Annotated in this window: 13 protein-coding genes; 8 read left to right on the top strand and 5 right to left on the bottom strand. The window is 43.6% G+C overall.

Features of this window, described 5'->3' with window-relative positions:
• Positions 1-260 precede the first annotated feature (260 nt).
• Positions 261-1,547 (top strand): glucose-1-phosphate adenylyltransferase, encoded by a 1,287-nt coding sequence (gene glgC / locus ACFI6L_RS04030; protein WP_014998090.1) that lies wholly within the window; start codon positions 261-263, stop codon positions 1,545-1,547.
• Positions 1,548-1,716: 169 nt separating this feature from the next.
• Here the strand turns inward: glgC and ACFI6L_RS04025 are convergent, their stop codons facing one another.
• Positions 1,717-2,529, bottom strand: coding sequence for an alpha/beta fold hydrolase (locus ACFI6L_RS04025; protein ID WP_421713092.1), 813 nt, complete (start codon positions 2,527-2,529; stop codon positions 1,717-1,719).
• Positions 2,530-2,600: 71 nt separating this feature from the next.
• Complete coding sequence (locus ACFI6L_RS04020; RefSeq protein ID WP_462573462.1) at positions 2,601-3,923, bottom strand: spinster family MFS transporter; 1,323 nt, start codon at positions 3,921-3,923, stop codon at positions 2,601-2,603.
• Between the two features lie 169 nt (positions 3,924-4,092).
• Here ACFI6L_RS04020 and ACFI6L_RS04015 point away from each other — a divergent pair, with 169 nt between their 5' ends.
• Entirely contained in the window at positions 4,093-4,908 is an 816-nt protein-coding gene (locus ACFI6L_RS04015) for an acyl-CoA thioesterase (protein WP_462573461.1), read from the top strand.
• 38 nt (positions 4,909-4,946) lie between these two features.
• Here the strand turns inward: ACFI6L_RS04015 and ACFI6L_RS04010 are convergent, their stop codons facing one another.
• Positions 4,947-5,792 (bottom strand): HDOD domain-containing protein, encoded by an 846-nt coding sequence (locus ACFI6L_RS04010; RefSeq protein WP_370245233.1) that lies wholly within the window; start codon positions 5,790-5,792, stop codon positions 4,947-4,949.
• Between the two features lie 492 nt (positions 5,793-6,284).
• Between ACFI6L_RS04010 and ACFI6L_RS04005 the strand changes: the two genes are divergently transcribed.
• Entirely contained in the window at positions 6,285-7,571 is a 1,287-nt protein-coding gene (locus tag ACFI6L_RS04005) for a glycosyltransferase family 4 protein (RefSeq protein WP_462573460.1), read from the top strand.
• A 22-nt stretch (positions 7,572-7,593) separates the two neighbouring features.
• Here ACFI6L_RS04005 and ACFI6L_RS04000 read toward each other — a convergent pair whose 3' ends face one another.
• Both ACFI6L_RS04000 and ACFI6L_RS03995 read right to left on the bottom strand, forming a co-directional pair.
• Complete coding sequence (locus ACFI6L_RS04000) at positions 7,594-7,986, bottom strand: SufE family protein (protein WP_462573459.1); 393 nt, start codon at positions 7,984-7,986, stop codon at positions 7,594-7,596.
• Positions 7,987-7,990: 4 nt separating this feature from the next.
• The gene (locus tag ACFI6L_RS03995; RefSeq protein ID WP_462573458.1) at positions 7,991-8,386 is read right to left on the bottom strand and encodes a DUF2750 domain-containing protein; all 396 of its coding nucleotides are present in this window, start codon (positions 8,384-8,386) and stop codon (positions 7,991-7,993) included.
• A 295-nt stretch (positions 8,387-8,681) separates the two neighbouring features.
• On the opposite strand from ACFI6L_RS03995, the gene ACFI6L_RS03990 reads away from it, so the two are divergent.
• The 5 genes from ACFI6L_RS03990 (at position 8,682) to ACFI6L_RS03970 (ending at position 13,820) form a co-directional block, all read left to right on the top strand.
• Positions 8,682-9,419 carry a heme oxygenase-like domain-containing protein gene (locus ACFI6L_RS03990; RefSeq protein WP_462573457.1) on the top strand — a complete coding sequence of 246 codons (738 nt, stop codon included), beginning with the start codon at positions 8,682-8,684 and terminating at the stop codon, positions 9,417-9,419.
• Positions 9,420-9,598: 179 nt separating this feature from the next.
• Positions 9,599-10,408 (top strand): exodeoxyribonuclease III, encoded by an 810-nt coding sequence (xthA, locus tag ACFI6L_RS03985; protein WP_462573456.1) that lies wholly within the window; start codon positions 9,599-9,601, stop codon positions 10,406-10,408.
• A 44-nt stretch (positions 10,409-10,452) separates the two neighbouring features.
• Positions 10,453-11,094: an energy-coupling factor ABC transporter permease gene (locus tag ACFI6L_RS03980; protein WP_014998080.1), complete on the top strand. Its 642-nt coding sequence runs from the start codon at positions 10,453-10,455 to the stop codon at positions 11,092-11,094.
• Between the two features lie 111 nt (positions 11,095-11,205).
• The gene (locus tag ACFI6L_RS03975) at positions 11,206-12,381 is read left to right on the top strand and encodes an FIST signal transduction protein (protein ID WP_462573512.1); all 1,176 of its coding nucleotides are present in this window, start codon (positions 11,206-11,208) and stop codon (positions 12,379-12,381) included.
• Positions 12,378-13,820, top strand: coding sequence for a GAF domain-containing sensor histidine kinase (locus ACFI6L_RS03970; protein ID WP_462573455.1), 1,443 nt, complete (start codon positions 12,378-12,380; stop codon positions 13,818-13,820). Before ACFI6L_RS03975 ends, ACFI6L_RS03970 begins: the two co-directional genes overlap by 4 nt.
• Positions 13,821-13,842: the final 22 nt, after the last annotated feature.

The following is a 13,842-nucleotide window of genomic DNA, read 5'->3' as shown; positions in this document are numbered from 1 at the left end:
TAGCTGAAGCGTAAAGCCGATGCCTCTCTAGCAGTAAATCATTGCAATCTCACATAAATTTAAAATAATTTACCAATTCATCACAAAGCGATGAAATCCCGCTGTTATTATAAATTATCTTGTGTAATATGGGTTTAGGTCATCAAGAAAACCTGTTCAACGGGTCTATCATGCATAGCGCAGTCAATCGCAACACTTCGTTTTCTTTTTATATTTCTTTCGATACACAGTAGTCGCTTTTTTACAGGAGTTTATAGGAAATGGCAGATCAAAGTTCTCGTTACATCAGTAACCTTACTCGCGATACGTATGCGCTAATTCTCGCGGGTGGTAAAGGTTCTAGACTACACGAGCTCACAAATTGGCGAGCCAAACCGGCACTTTATTTCGGCGGTAAATTTAGAATAATTGATTTTCCGCTTTCAAATTGTGTTAATTCAGGCATTCGACGAATAGGCGTGGTTACTCAATATAAGTCCCATTCACTCATTCGTCATCTCGTCAGAGGTTGGGGTCATTTTAAAAAAGAACTCGGCGAATCTGTTGAAATCCTCCCCGCTTCTCAGCGTTTTTCTGACAGTTGGTACGAAGGGACGGCTGACGCGGTTTTCCAAAACATTGATATCATTCGTGATGAGCTACCAAAATATGTCATGATCCTTTCAGGCGATCATATCTATCGTATGGACTACGGTGATATGTTGGCTAAGCACAAAGAGTCTGGTGCAAAAATGACAGTGTCATGCATGTCTGTGCCACTACAAGAAGCTGCGGGTGCGTTTGGTGTAATGTCAGTCGATGAAAACTACCGTATTAACGGGTTTGAAGAAAAGCCCGCTAACCCTACTCCACTGCCTAACGACCCAACTCGTTGTCTAGCGTCTATGGGCAACTATGTGTTTGATACTGAATTTCTTTTCGAGCAATTACGTGTTGATGCCGAAAACATGGGCTCGCAGCGCGACTTTGGTAAAGACATTATCCCATCAATCATCGCTGATCACCCTGTATATGCCTATCCATTTGAGAAAAGCGGCGGAGATAACGCCTATTGGCGCGATGTTGGTACTATCGATTCATTTTGGGAAGCCAATATGGAAATGGTTGCTCCTGTACCTCAGTTGAACCTATACGATAGAAAATGGCCCATATGGACATACCAAGAACAACTTCCACCAGCAAAATTTGTTTGGGAAGACCACGACAGACGTGGTGAAGCGATTAACTCAGTGGTTTCTGGAGGCTGTATTATTTCAGGCTCTACGCTTCGCTCGTCTATTTGTTTTTCCAATGTACGCGTACATTCCTACGGACTTATTGAAGACGCTGTTATTCTTCCCGATGTAGAAATTAAACGCCATTGTAAGTTGAAAAAGGTGATTATCGACCGTGGGTGTGTCATTCCTGAAGGTACCACAATTGGTTACGATCACGAGCAAGACAAAGCCCGAGGATTCCGCGTGTCAGAAAAAGGCGTGGTGCTGGTTACGCGAGAAATGTTAGGTCAGCCCGTTGGCGGACTAAGTAAGCCGGGTAAACACGACTAACTCATTATTCGTATCGTAATGGCGAGATTGATTTTAGCGTAAAAACGTTTAAATCAATCTCAGCTCTTTAAATTAGCCCTTTAACTTAGCCTACTATGCTCAAAGGATTGTTTCGCAATTCAAAGGCTTACGTTTAGACCAAAATAATCACACCATCAATCAACAAGCCCTAATTTGCCTCATTATTCCACTGCGTTAACGTACGCTCAATAAAGCTTGCAACCTGTTCAGGATGCTCTAGCGGAAACATGTGCCCACCGTCGAGCACACAGTGTTCAATAGCATTATGCTTCATAAGGCGTGAGTACATTTCTGGCTTACATACCTTACTCTTGCTCCCTGTGGCCAATACAGCCGGGCATTTGAGCTTCCCTTTATACTTAGCCAAATTATGGGGAACGTTGCGAAATAAATCAGCTTCTACATCAGCTCGAAATGTCAGTGAAATGTTGTCTCCATTTAGCGCTGTGACAGACTTTACATAATCGCGCACGCATCGTTTATCCATATCTCTAAACAATGCTTTGCCGTGAAAGTACGCCACCATATCTGTATTGCTCGGCCAACTGGTATTGCGCGTTTGGGCCAGTTTAGCTGGTGTTAACTTATTAATTAAAGGCGTATGTTTCGCAAATTTAAAAAAGTAACTCAAAGGGCCAACTACGAGCGGAGGATCAAATAAAATAATGCCTCTGAAAAGCTCTGGCGCTTCGCATGCCGCCATATAGGTGATGACTGCACCAAACGAATGCCCAATGCCAAACACGCCTCGTGGGTCCTTATTCTCTTTTTTTATGTGCTTGATGAGCTCTTGAACTTGATTGCGCCAGTTACCGTTTACGGGAAGCTGAGGGTCGTGTCCGAAGCGTTCTACATGCAGGCGATTAAAATGGCTCGGTAATGCCGAAAACATCGCGTTATAACTACCGGCAGGAAATCCGTTTGCATGGGCAAAATGAAAACTCAACTCTGAAGGCGACACCGATACACTCCTTTACACTGAAACAACAAAGGGGCTTTAAATCAGCCCCTTAGCATGGAAGATTGATAATACTATAAGCCTCTGGCTTCTGCCATTTCCCAGTCTTTTACAATCTTGGTGCTTGTCCATAAAAATACGGCGATTGAAAGCGCGTAAGGAACAACAAGGTAGATGAGTGCTTGTCTTAATGCCTCTGTTTCGCCTAAAGAAGGTACTAGTGCTTGGCTAATAATACCAGTAAGTGTAGGACCACCGCCCAGAGCAATGATGTTCAAAACAAAGAAGAATAGCGCAGTTGACATTGCTCTAACGTTTATAGGAGCAAGCGTCTGTGCCATCGCGAAACTTGGGCCTAAGTAAGAGCCACTAGTAAAAAGCAACAGCGCCATGAGTGCAACTGACGTCCACAAATCTTGCACTTGCAAAGACGCATAAAATGCTGGAACACCAATTATCAGAGCAATGGCAGGTAACAGCGCGTAAGCTTTTTTGTTGTGCTTGCCCCACCTGTCAGCAATATAACCTCCCAGCCAGACGCCTAGTGCATAAGCGGTGCCGTTGATAATTCCAAAGACAATTAGCAAATGTGTAATGTCTAAGCCCGCGAATGCGCGTACATAATAGTCAATGACCCAGGTTGATATGGCATAGTTACCAAAAGAGCCAAAGGAAATACCCAGTGCCATTCCCCACCACGTTGGAATTTTCAGAAGCATCTTGAGCGACGACTTTACACTTGGCTTATTTGCGTCATCTGCACTTGGTAACGAGACCGTTCTCGCGGGCTCCTTAACCGTAAGCTTAAGTAAAATAGCGAGTAACACCCCTGGAATACCCACGCTATACATTACAGTACGCCAGTCAGCAGAACCGCCTTGTAAAAAGAACGCAGAAGCAAAAAACGCTAGCATTACGCCAAAAGGAATGCCCAATGAGTATATAGCTAATGCGCCAGCGCGCTTTTCTTTAGGGAAAAGGTCGGAAATGATACTGTGAGAAGGAGGGCTACCACCCGCCTCACCTATCCCCACACCAATGCGTGCGATAGCCAATTGCATGTAATTGGCGGCCAACCCCGATGCAGCGGTAAAACCACTCCACAGTGTTAACGAAATGGCGATGATATTGACGCGGCTGTACCTGTCGGCAAGCCACGCAATTGGAATCCCCATAACCGTGTAAAGTAGCGCAAAATATATGCCTTTAAGCCAGCCAAGTTGGGCGTCATCTAAACCCAAGTCGGCTTTAATAAAAGGAGATAAGATCCCAATAATTTGTCTGTCTATAAAATTAAAGGCATACACCAAGGTTAATATAAATAGAACATAGTTCCGGTAACTTCTAGATGTTCCCGCTTCTGCAGTGGGAATACCTTCAACATGAGTATGGGCCATAACAGTCCTTTCGAGTGACAATAGCTCAGTCTAAGCACTAGGCAAAAAAATAAACAACTAATTGTTACTTATTTGTTAACATAACGAAAATTTCTAACTGAGGCTTTTCGTTCTATAGCGCTTAAGGTACGATGACAGACACTTAACTCATCAGACCAGATAAACAAATATGACAGTAGATGAATTGCTCAATATTCCTCAATTAGTTCAAACTTCAGAGAACACATGGAAAGTTGATGGGCTAGTCATTCCTAAGACGTGGGGCCAAGGACGAACTGCGTTCGGGGGAATTTCTGCAGGCATGCTTTATACCGCAGTAAAGCAGCAAGTCACTGATAACCGCGTGCTGCGCTCCTTTACTACCAACTTTGTTGGTCCCCTATCTCTTGAAGCACCTTTTTCTATTGAAGTAACCCTACTTAGAACGGGTAAGAATGTTTCTCAATTCACTGCTCATGCAACTCAAGACGGCAAGAGCTGTGTTTTTTCACAAGCGTGTTTTGGCATTGCTCGAGACTCAGGTATCTGTGTTGAAAATACAGAAAAGCACGACATGCCGCAGCCTAATAAGGCAAAGTTTATCCCGCAAATTCCTAAAGTTACGCCCAAATTTTTACGCTACTTTGATTTAGCAATTGAAGATGGCGGCATTCCTTTTACGCGCAGAAAAATCAGCCATTACCATGGGTTTATGCGTTTTAAACAAGCTCCTGAAGCGATTACTGATGCGCATATCATTACCATGATTGATGCTTGGCCGCCCACGCTTTTACAAATGATGAAGTTGCCCGCACCAGCCAGCACGGTAAGCTGGAACTTAGAATTTATCCATCCACATAAGCCGGTGAGCCCAACAGATTGGTTCGCTTACAAAGCACACACCAGACAAGCGGCTGACGGTTACGGACATACTGAAGCAACCATTTGGGACAAAGACAACGAAGTGATTGCCATTAGCAGGCAAACCGTAGCGATTTTTGATTAATCGCTACGGCTTTAAGGACAGGCATTACAGTCTTTAAACTAGTACAACATAAACGCGTTAGGGTTAAACAGGGAAATAACCGAAATACACTGCAGGTTGGTTATATCTAGCGCGTCTTCCAAATCCTCGCGATTAAGCGACAACGCCTCATGCAGTTCTGGTTTCAAGTTATGGTAGCTGGGGTATATTTCAGGGTTTACATTATCGAGCGCCAGCACGTAAGAAAGCTGGAGAATTTTCTCATCTATTGAACTCGCCGACTCTTCGCCTTTATGAATATTAGCAATAGGTGTGTAGATAGAGCTTGGGATCCCCCATTTTTCAATCAACCTTGCTGATAAATCCGCGTACGTAAAACCTAACACGCCAAACTGAAGCTCTGCAGGACTTACTCTAGTATTGAATGCCTGACAGCGAGTTGCAGATTCTGGTAACACAGAGACCGTTACAAGCTCGCCTATATTGTGCAATAGGCCAGCAACAAAAAGTCGCTCTGGTTCACGAATATTGCGCATATCAGCGAAATACTTGGCTAGAAGGCCGCACGACACACTTTGTTCCCAAAACTTATCGAGATCGATTCGCTGTCCATCCACATCACTGAAAGCTTGGCTAACGCCATAGGCCAGCGCCAAATCGTAGGTGGAGCGGGTACCCACCACTTGAATCGCCCTGGTTACTGTATCTATCTTGTTGGGGAAACGGTAGAGCGCAGAGTTAGCTACTCTTAACAGTTGAGTTGCCAGTGACGGGTCAAACGCAATAATATCGCCGATGTCGTCAATGCTTGAAGCTTCATCGTCCATACAAGCTTTAAGTCGTGTTACCGAGTCCGGTAAAACAAAGAGGCTTTCCGCTTTCGAAACTAGTTCATCTAAATTCATTCGTGCACTCTCTTTAATGCCGCCTTTATCAATGTAGCGTTCAAGGCACCTCCATTCGCCTTTTGTCCATTAAGGTATAGGCACAAAAATGTAGTTGGTCAATAAATATCAACTAGTAAAAAAGTATGATTTCTTTACTAATCAGAAAGTTAACCCCAAATTACAAAAACCTTAATACCGCGCTATTCAATAGTTAATGTGAAACTCTGATATTTTTGCCAACCGCAAAACTTTCAAGCTACGTCGCTGAGACAACGCGCCGCTCTGTTTTCATCATGTCTTTTAGAGGTGCGTATTATAGCGTTTCACCTTTTTTTACATACTAATAATTCTAATACACAGAAAAACTTAGGGTAATTACCTATAAGAATTAGAATTTCTAAGGAACGATAGCTTTTGGTAATGACTCAATAAGTTTTATGGTAGCATCTACTCTATATTTAATGTGCCTATTTGGGCTAAATTCTTGAAGCAAAAGTTGTATTTCATTCCATGTTAAATATTGCAGTTATTGGCTACGTGTGGCCTGAGCCAAACTCCTCGGCCGCTGGCCAAAATATGCTTTCTATAATCGAAAGCTGCTTATCAGCCAATTTCAACGTGTCTTTTTTAACTGCCGCCACAGATAGCGAACATAAAGCTGATCTTGCTGCCATGGGCGTGGAGATACACCCTGTCGCACTTAACTGCAGCTCATTTAATAGTTTGATAGAACATATAAAACCAGACGTGGTTATTTTCGATCGTTATATGACTGAAGAGCAATTTTCATGGCGTGTGCGAGAAGCGTGTCCTAACGCACTTCGCGTGTTGAATACTGAAGATTTACACAGCCTGCGTCAGGCAAGGCATCAAGCGGTAAAGCAGTGTGGAGACGCTAGCCTTGCTCAACTAAATAACGAGCTTGCACAACGTGAAATTGCTGCGGTACTTCGAAGCGACCTTACGTTAGTAATTTCAGAAAATGAAATCGATTTATTAACAGAGTACTACGGAGTCCCTAGGCGACAACTGCAATACCACCCTCTAGTCGTTGGAAAACCCATATCGCCTGGATTACCGTTTGAACAGCGAGAGCACTTTGTTCACATTGGCAACTTTCGTCATGAGCCTAATTGGGATGCGGTGCTGCAGTTGAAACAAAGTGTTTGGCCTGCAATACGCAAGTCTTTACCGAAAGCTGAATTACATATTTATGGTGCTTATCCCCCTAAAAAGGCCACGCAACTTCACAATGTGAAACAAGGTTTCTTGGTAAAAGGTTGGGCTGAAAGTGTGGAATCAGTAATGATTAGCGCAAAAGTGCTGATTGCCCCTTTGCGATTTGGTGCAGGCATCAAAGGTAAACTACTCGATGCAATGCGCTGCGCTACCCCAAGCATAACTACGTGGATAGGCGCAGAAGGTATTGTACCGAAAGTCACGAGCAGTTTAGGAAATATCACGAAAGAAAGTGAATCTGACCAATCAGCCATTTGGCCCGGCGCAATCTGCAGTACAGATACGGCAGCCTCAGAGACTATTGAAGAGTATGTAACTCAAGCTGTGGACCTTTACAACGATAAGACAAAGTGGGAAGCGGCAAGCAACTTGACGAAAACTGTACTTAACGCATTTGAAAGCAAACAGCCAGACATGCCCTTAGTTGAAAAGGTAGTTACATTAAAACAGACGCTTCAAACGCATAGAAGTGGATTATTTATGCAAGGCTTACTTTGGCATCAGACACTTACTGCAAGTAAATATATGAGTCAGTGGATAGAAGCGAAGAATAAATAGAGGCTAGCTGCCCATTTAGCGACTAGATACCCTTTAATTTTGATATCACTGACTTAATACCATTTCCGCGAGATTGGCTTAAATAGCGTTCCAACTGACAGCGAGACAAGTATTGTTCAAAGTCAAATTCACTGCGCTGTTGTGCCGTTAACGCGTTAGCTTTTTCCAACAGTACCGCCAGCACGCCGCGGATAACTTTACTTGGCGAGTAAGCCATTAAGCTGTCTTGCTCTTCTGAATACGCTAACCACACTGGGCTTTCGCACCCTTCCACTTCCGTTTTTTCAGTGCGTTTGTCTAGCGAAAGCGGCTCAAGCGATTTACCCGCAAGCATAAGCGTACGGGTAAAGGCATCCCATCCTTTCGCGTCAGCTAAAGATGAAGCCAGAGGAAGTAAAGCTTCGTCCGAACTCATAATCTTAGCTTTCGCTGAGTTCAGCCGCTAAGTCTTCGGCAGTCATCACTAAATTTTCAACATCACTTGTTGTAGGGAACATAACGAGCTCAACGCCGTTTTTAGTAAGGCCGGGTAACCAAGTTTGCGTAAACTCATCAAGTGCTACATTTACACACTGACCTTCAATTTCATTAATATCTACGAACTTCTGAGCCAAATCTCGATGCGGGAATACAGGGAGTTGAACGCTTTCACCACCTTCGAACATAACGAAACCTTCGCTGCCTTGAATCATCCAAATTTCGTTTGCTTTTGCAATGTAGCTTACAACAAGCTCCTGTCGGTCTTCTGCATTAAGCTTCATCGCCTGTTCAATGACCACATCGCTTAACTTGTCTGCAATTGTATCTGGAAACACGTAATTTCACCTATCTCAAATTTTGCGGCAAGTATACCCTCACCAGTTACGGGTGCAATGCAATGCGCGAAAAAACTCGCGTTTGCTTTCAACCAAAAGAAAGAATACATAATAAGACCGCCATGCTTATTGCTCATCCCCCTACAGACAACCTAGCAGCAACACCCACGTTAACCGTCCTATATATGAAGTGTGCAATGTATTTACGATTTAATTCCCGTTACAAAGGCACCCGTGATAAAGTTAAAACACACTATCAAACGCTAAAAAACTGCAACGCAAAGATCTTTAACTCATGCGCAATCTATTTACAGCCCTTAAGCAAGACACCCATGCAAACCACGCCATTTTGGAAAACACGTTTCCCTTTTCGATGTACCATAAAGACAGCGTGTTTAATGATGAAGATTACCTTGCCATTCTTAGGATTATGAGGGTTTTTCACCAAACAACCGTGGAAGCAGTAGAACAGGCTGTATTACAAAACCCAGCGATTGGCCGCGTCGCATCAATGATCAACAGAGAAGAAGTTCTATTAGCACTTAGCAATGACACCCGCGCGTTGTCATCCTCGACACTACCTACAAGTGCATTTAGCAAAGCCCCCCACCCAAACGCGTATAACCCCCTTTCTCCTGTGGGTAGTAGTAATAATGAAGAAGTTGCAACGCTCAACTTTAACACTAAGGATTCGTGCTTCAACTTTAACACCGCCACCAGCCAAGCCATTGCCGCCATTTATGTGTGGCTAGGTTCGTCAATGGGCGCGAATATTATAGTTAGAAGGTTAGAAGCGTCGGCGTTAAATATTCCTACCGAGTATTATCAGGCAATGTCAGGGTGTGCTAAATCATGGGTGTCCTTTAAACAAGAGGTCGAATCACTTTTGACCGAGCTTGGTTTAGATAATGAACGCTTTATCTCAGACACAGTGAAAGATGCTAATACGTGGTTTGAGTTTTTAATATCACTTGGAAGTAACACCTCGACTAACCCAACACTTGTGCGCCGTGAAACCGAGCGTGAACTATAGATGTGAATAGTTTTACGCTCTCGAAAGTAACCGTGGCACCGCACTAGCTCCCTCTTAGCTATAAATAAACTTAATCTAGCCAATCGGCTGAATGCATTACAATAATGGCAAAACGTCGTTAAGCGGTCGTCAGGTTTCTGGTAAACTCAATTCAAATTTGAAACAACTACAAAAAAAGCATGAAAGTAATCTCATTTAATATAAACGGCATTCGCGCCCGCTTGCACCAACTTCAGGCAGTTATCGACGCCCACCAGCCAGATATTATTGGCTTACAGGAAATAAAGGTTCACAACGAGCAGTTTCCAGTGGAAGCTGCTGAGGCCATGGGTTATCACGTCTATTTTCACGGCCAAAAAAGCCACTACGGCGTTGCATTTCTGGCAAAAAAAGAGCCGCTTTCAGTATCTATGGGTTTTCCCACTGATGAGGAAGACGCACAACGTCGCATGATCATATTGAAAACCACGGATGATGCAGGCGATCCAGTGACTATATTAAATGGTTACTTCCCTCAAGGCGAAAATGAAAAACACGAAACCAAATATCCAGCTAAGCGAAAGTTTTATAAAGACCTAATGACCTATTTAGATGAGAACCACACGCCAGATGACAAGGTAATTGTTATGGGCGACGTGAACATTTCTCATACAGATTTGGACATCGGCATTGGTGAAGAAAACCGCAAGCGTTGGTTAAAAACAGGAAAATGCAGCTTTCTACCGGAAGAGCGCGAATGGTTAAACCGAGTCCTTGACTGGGGCTTTGAAGACAGTTTTCGCACACTAAATCCAGAAACCAACGACAGATTTTCGTGGTTCGATTATCGTTCGAAGGGGTTCAACGACAATCGAGGCCTTCGCATAGATTTGATCTTGGCCACAAAATCGCTCCACGCGAAACTTCATGACGCTGGAATCGATTATGAACTTAGAGGCATCGATAAACCATCTGATCATGCCCCTATATGGGCCGAGTATAAAGGTTAGACCGCGCTTTTTAGCACCGTTCTGGCCTTAATTAGGGAGTACAAGTGAGTTCACTACAATTGCTAACATTGTTTATTTACGGCGCGTTTCTACTTGGCGCAATTAGACATGTTGACTTCACTCACTTCGCCCGTAACAAGCAGCAGCAACATCTCATTTTTGGAACTGCTGCTTCGCTTTTCGTTCTCTGGTTGTTTAAGGCTGGAATTTTTGAAGGCTTAGATGTTCATTTTCTAGGCCTATCAGTTTTGACCTTAATGCTTGGCTTCAGAAACGCCATTATAGCGTCGTTTTTCGCGCTGCTAGGTGCAAATGCGGTGGGCTATGGGACGTGGGAAAACTTTGGAGTTAACGCTCTGCTAGGCACAGTTCTTCCCATAAGCATAACCTACCTTTTTTATATGCTTTCCTTTCACCGTATCCCTCGACAGCTTTTCGTGTACATTTTTGTATGCGCTTTTTTCCCTGCCGCCCTATCTATTGCGTTAAAAACCCTCTCTCTTGGCGCGTTCTATTACATAGAGGGCACCTATTCTTGGGATATCATCTTTGATAATTACGTCTTGCTTATACCACTTTTGGTATTTCCTGAAGCTTTACTCAACGGCATGGCCATTACTCTTTTAGTTATTTATCAGCCTACTTGGGTGTACACCTTCCACGACAAGTTCTATCTCGACAACTAGGCCTTTACTAACACTGTCCTCTCCTCTCTTACTACACTTCAACTAATGTTTAATAAGCTTTTTCTAATTTCTATCTATTATTAGGGAGTATGGTTGAGTGGTAAGGGCCAAATGTATATTAAAACGTTCTCGGTGAAGTGTGACGATGCATCTGCTATTGCATCTGAAATAAATACATTATTTAGCAAGAATAAACCTTCCTTGGTCATAGGTTACGGCAATGCTGACTTACCGTTTCAGGAACTGCGACAGACACTTAACAACCTTGCGACGCCCTTTTTTGTATCCAGCTCATGCCGGGGAGCTTTACTTTGTGACGAAGGCATTGTTGATGCCGAGTGTAATCTAGCGCTGTTCTGTGTGATTGATGAAGGTGGAGCTTTTGGCGTAGGTAGCGCAGATTCAGTGCAATGTGGCTCATTTGAGGCGGGAGCTAAGGCATTGCAGCACGCACTGGATGATGCAGGGAGACCGTACGAAAGCCCGACCTTAATATGGTGTGCGCTACCGCCTGGAGACGAAGAAAGAATACTCGAAGGCTTTGCGAGCGTAGTGGGAACTCAAGTTCCTATTTTCGGAGGTTCAATGGCAGACAACACGGTTTCTGGCAATTGGAACACTATCACAAAAACATCATGTGGCTCACAAACTGTCGCCGTTGCTGTCATGTACCCGTCTACTCCATTGGGATTAAGTTACAGTTCGGGATACAAACCCACCGAGACCGTATTTAAAGCTACCAAAGCCCAAGGGAGGCAAGTTCACCAACTCAACGATTACCGTGCTAGCGCAGTTTACAATGAAGCGACAAATAACCTTATCGCTAATCAGTTGGATGGCGGTCAAATTTTGGGTCTGACATCTTCCGCGCCGCTAGGCAGGCCCGTAGCCTTAGACAACGGCGCTGTTAATTACCTTTTATGTCATCCAGATTCTGTAGATACAAATGGCGCACTACACGTTTTTTCAGAAGTAAAAGAAGGTGAAGAGCTCGTTCTAATGGAAGGGAGCATTTCTAGCCTCATCGCTCGCGCTGAGCGGGTAATAAACAATGCAATTATGCTGTTACCAGAGGGCAAAAAGCCCGTTGGCGTCTTAATGATCTATTGCGCAGGATGCCGCTTAATGGTCGGAGACGAAATCAATTTTATGCTGTACTCATTACAAGAAAAATTTTCCTCATTACCTATTTGTGGCCCTTTCACGTTTGGCGAGCAGGGGCGCTTTTTAGATGGCAAGAACAGACACGGCAACCTCATGATATCAGCGGTAGTGTTCTCCCAATGAATAAAGATTACGAAAATGTATTAGAAGACCTAGCACTTGTTTACCGACTTAAACAGCAGGCAGAAGCTCACAAAAAAGAAAGTGACGCCTTACTTGAAGGTACTCGAGCACTGCTTACTGCGGAAGATGAGCAAGGCCTTTACAACAAAATGTTTAGCATTTTTAAAGGCCTATACAATTATGAAGTTTGTTTTGTTTTAGAAAATGAAAGTGCCGGTAAGATGAGGTGTATCAACAGTACACACTCCCCTCTACTCAACACGGTGTGGAAAATAGATGACACACTCTCACGCGCGGTTAAAAGCGAACCGGTAGCGCTTTTCAACATACAACAGCAGCCAACATGGCAGCAACATTTGTGTTTATTTGATAGACCTGTAACTTCTGTTCTCTATTGCCCATTTAAGGTTCATAACCAGCACGCCGTTATCGTATTCTGTCATCAATCATTGGGTTACTACACGCAAGAATACGTCGATATGGCCAATAGATACCGTACCTTCACTGCGCAAATGGCCATGGGGATGCAAGCAAAGCTTATGGCGCTTGAAACCGTGCGGTTAAAAGAAGAAAAAGCACAAGTTGAAAAGAGCCTTATAGATTCAGAAAAAATGGCATCACTTGGGTTATTAGCCGCGGGTGTTGCCCATGAAATTAATAACCCTGTTGCATTTATAAATAGCAACATTCACTTTTTAAGAAACGTACTACCGGCGCTATCGCAGATGCAGGACATCGTTTTGCAATTGGCTGCTAGTACAAGCGACGATGAAAGGTTAGAAATAGCGGAGGCCGCAAAGCAGTGGCAGGCTCAGAATAGAATCGACTCGTTAAGCGACGAAATTGCTGATATCTGTAGCGAGTCTGAGGAAGGTCTAAATAGAGTTACCGACATTATCACCAGTCTTCGTTCGTTTTCTCATGATGCGGATATTGCTGATGATGAAACCATCAATGTCAACGACTGTATTGCTCATGCCTTGCGACTAGTGAACAGTGAGTTGAAGCACCGAATAAAAATACAACAGCACCTATCTGACGTACCCTTAATAAAAGGAAAAACCGGAAAGTTAAACCAAGTTTTGGTGAACCTGTTTGTGAATGCTGCCCAAGCAATGGAAGACGGCGACAAACTAACCATTTCTTCATTTGAGGACGGAAACAATACGATTGTTTCAGTGAAGGATACGGGCTGCGGAATAGAGAAACACGCTCTTCAAAAGCTCTTTGAGCCCTTTTATACCACTAAGCCGACCGGCAAAGGCACTGGACTAGGACTTTATATTTCCTTTTCAATTGTCGAAGCGATGGGAGGAACAATCAGCGTTGAAAGTGAGGTAAATGTAGGCACCGAGTTTACGTTGACATTTCCGATAAAATTAGCCGACAAAAAAACCGCACAAACGTGCGGTTTAGATACATTTGACAGTAATTCTTAGTCGCTTTTCTTAGCCACTTAGC

The organism is Alteromonas sp. G4i35, assembly GCF_054960375.1.
This window is presented reverse-complemented; position numbering and strand designations above follow the sequence as displayed.

Excerpts from the sequence above, each read along its gene's own strand:
- glgC (WP_014998090.1), top strand. The coding sequence starts at position 261 with ATGGCAGATCAAAGTTCTCGTTACATCAGTAACCTTACTCGCGATACG.
- ACFI6L_RS04020 (WP_462573462.1), bottom strand. The coding sequence starts at position 3,923 with ATGGCCCATACTCATGTTGAAGGTATTCCCACTGCAGAAGCGGGAACA.
- ACFI6L_RS04015 (WP_462573461.1), top strand. The coding sequence starts at position 4,093 with ATGACAGTAGATGAATTGCTCAATATTCCTCAATTAGTTCAAACTTCA.
- ACFI6L_RS04010 (WP_370245233.1), bottom strand. The coding sequence starts at position 5,792 with ATGAATTTAGATGAACTAGTTTCGAAAGCGGAAAGCCTCTTTGTTTTA.
- ACFI6L_RS04005 (WP_462573460.1), top strand. The coding sequence starts at position 6,285 with ATGTTAAATATTGCAGTTATTGGCTACGTGTGGCCTGAGCCAAACTCC.
- ACFI6L_RS04000 (WP_462573459.1), bottom strand. The coding sequence starts at position 7,986 with ATGAGTTCGGACGAAGCTTTACTTCCTCTGGCTTCATCTTTAGCTGAC.
- ACFI6L_RS03990 (WP_462573457.1), top strand. The coding sequence starts at position 8,682 with ATGCGCAATCTATTTACAGCCCTTAAGCAAGACACCCATGCAAACCAC.
- xthA (WP_462573456.1), top strand. The coding sequence starts at position 9,599 with ATGAAAGTAATCTCATTTAATATAAACGGCATTCGCGCCCGCTTGCAC.
- ACFI6L_RS03975 (WP_462573512.1), top strand. The coding sequence starts at position 11,206 with ATGTATATTAAAACGTTCTCGGTGAAGTGTGACGATGCATCTGCTATT.
- ACFI6L_RS03970 (WP_462573455.1), top strand. The coding sequence starts at position 12,378 with ATGAATAAAGATTACGAAAATGTATTAGAAGACCTAGCACTTGTTTAC.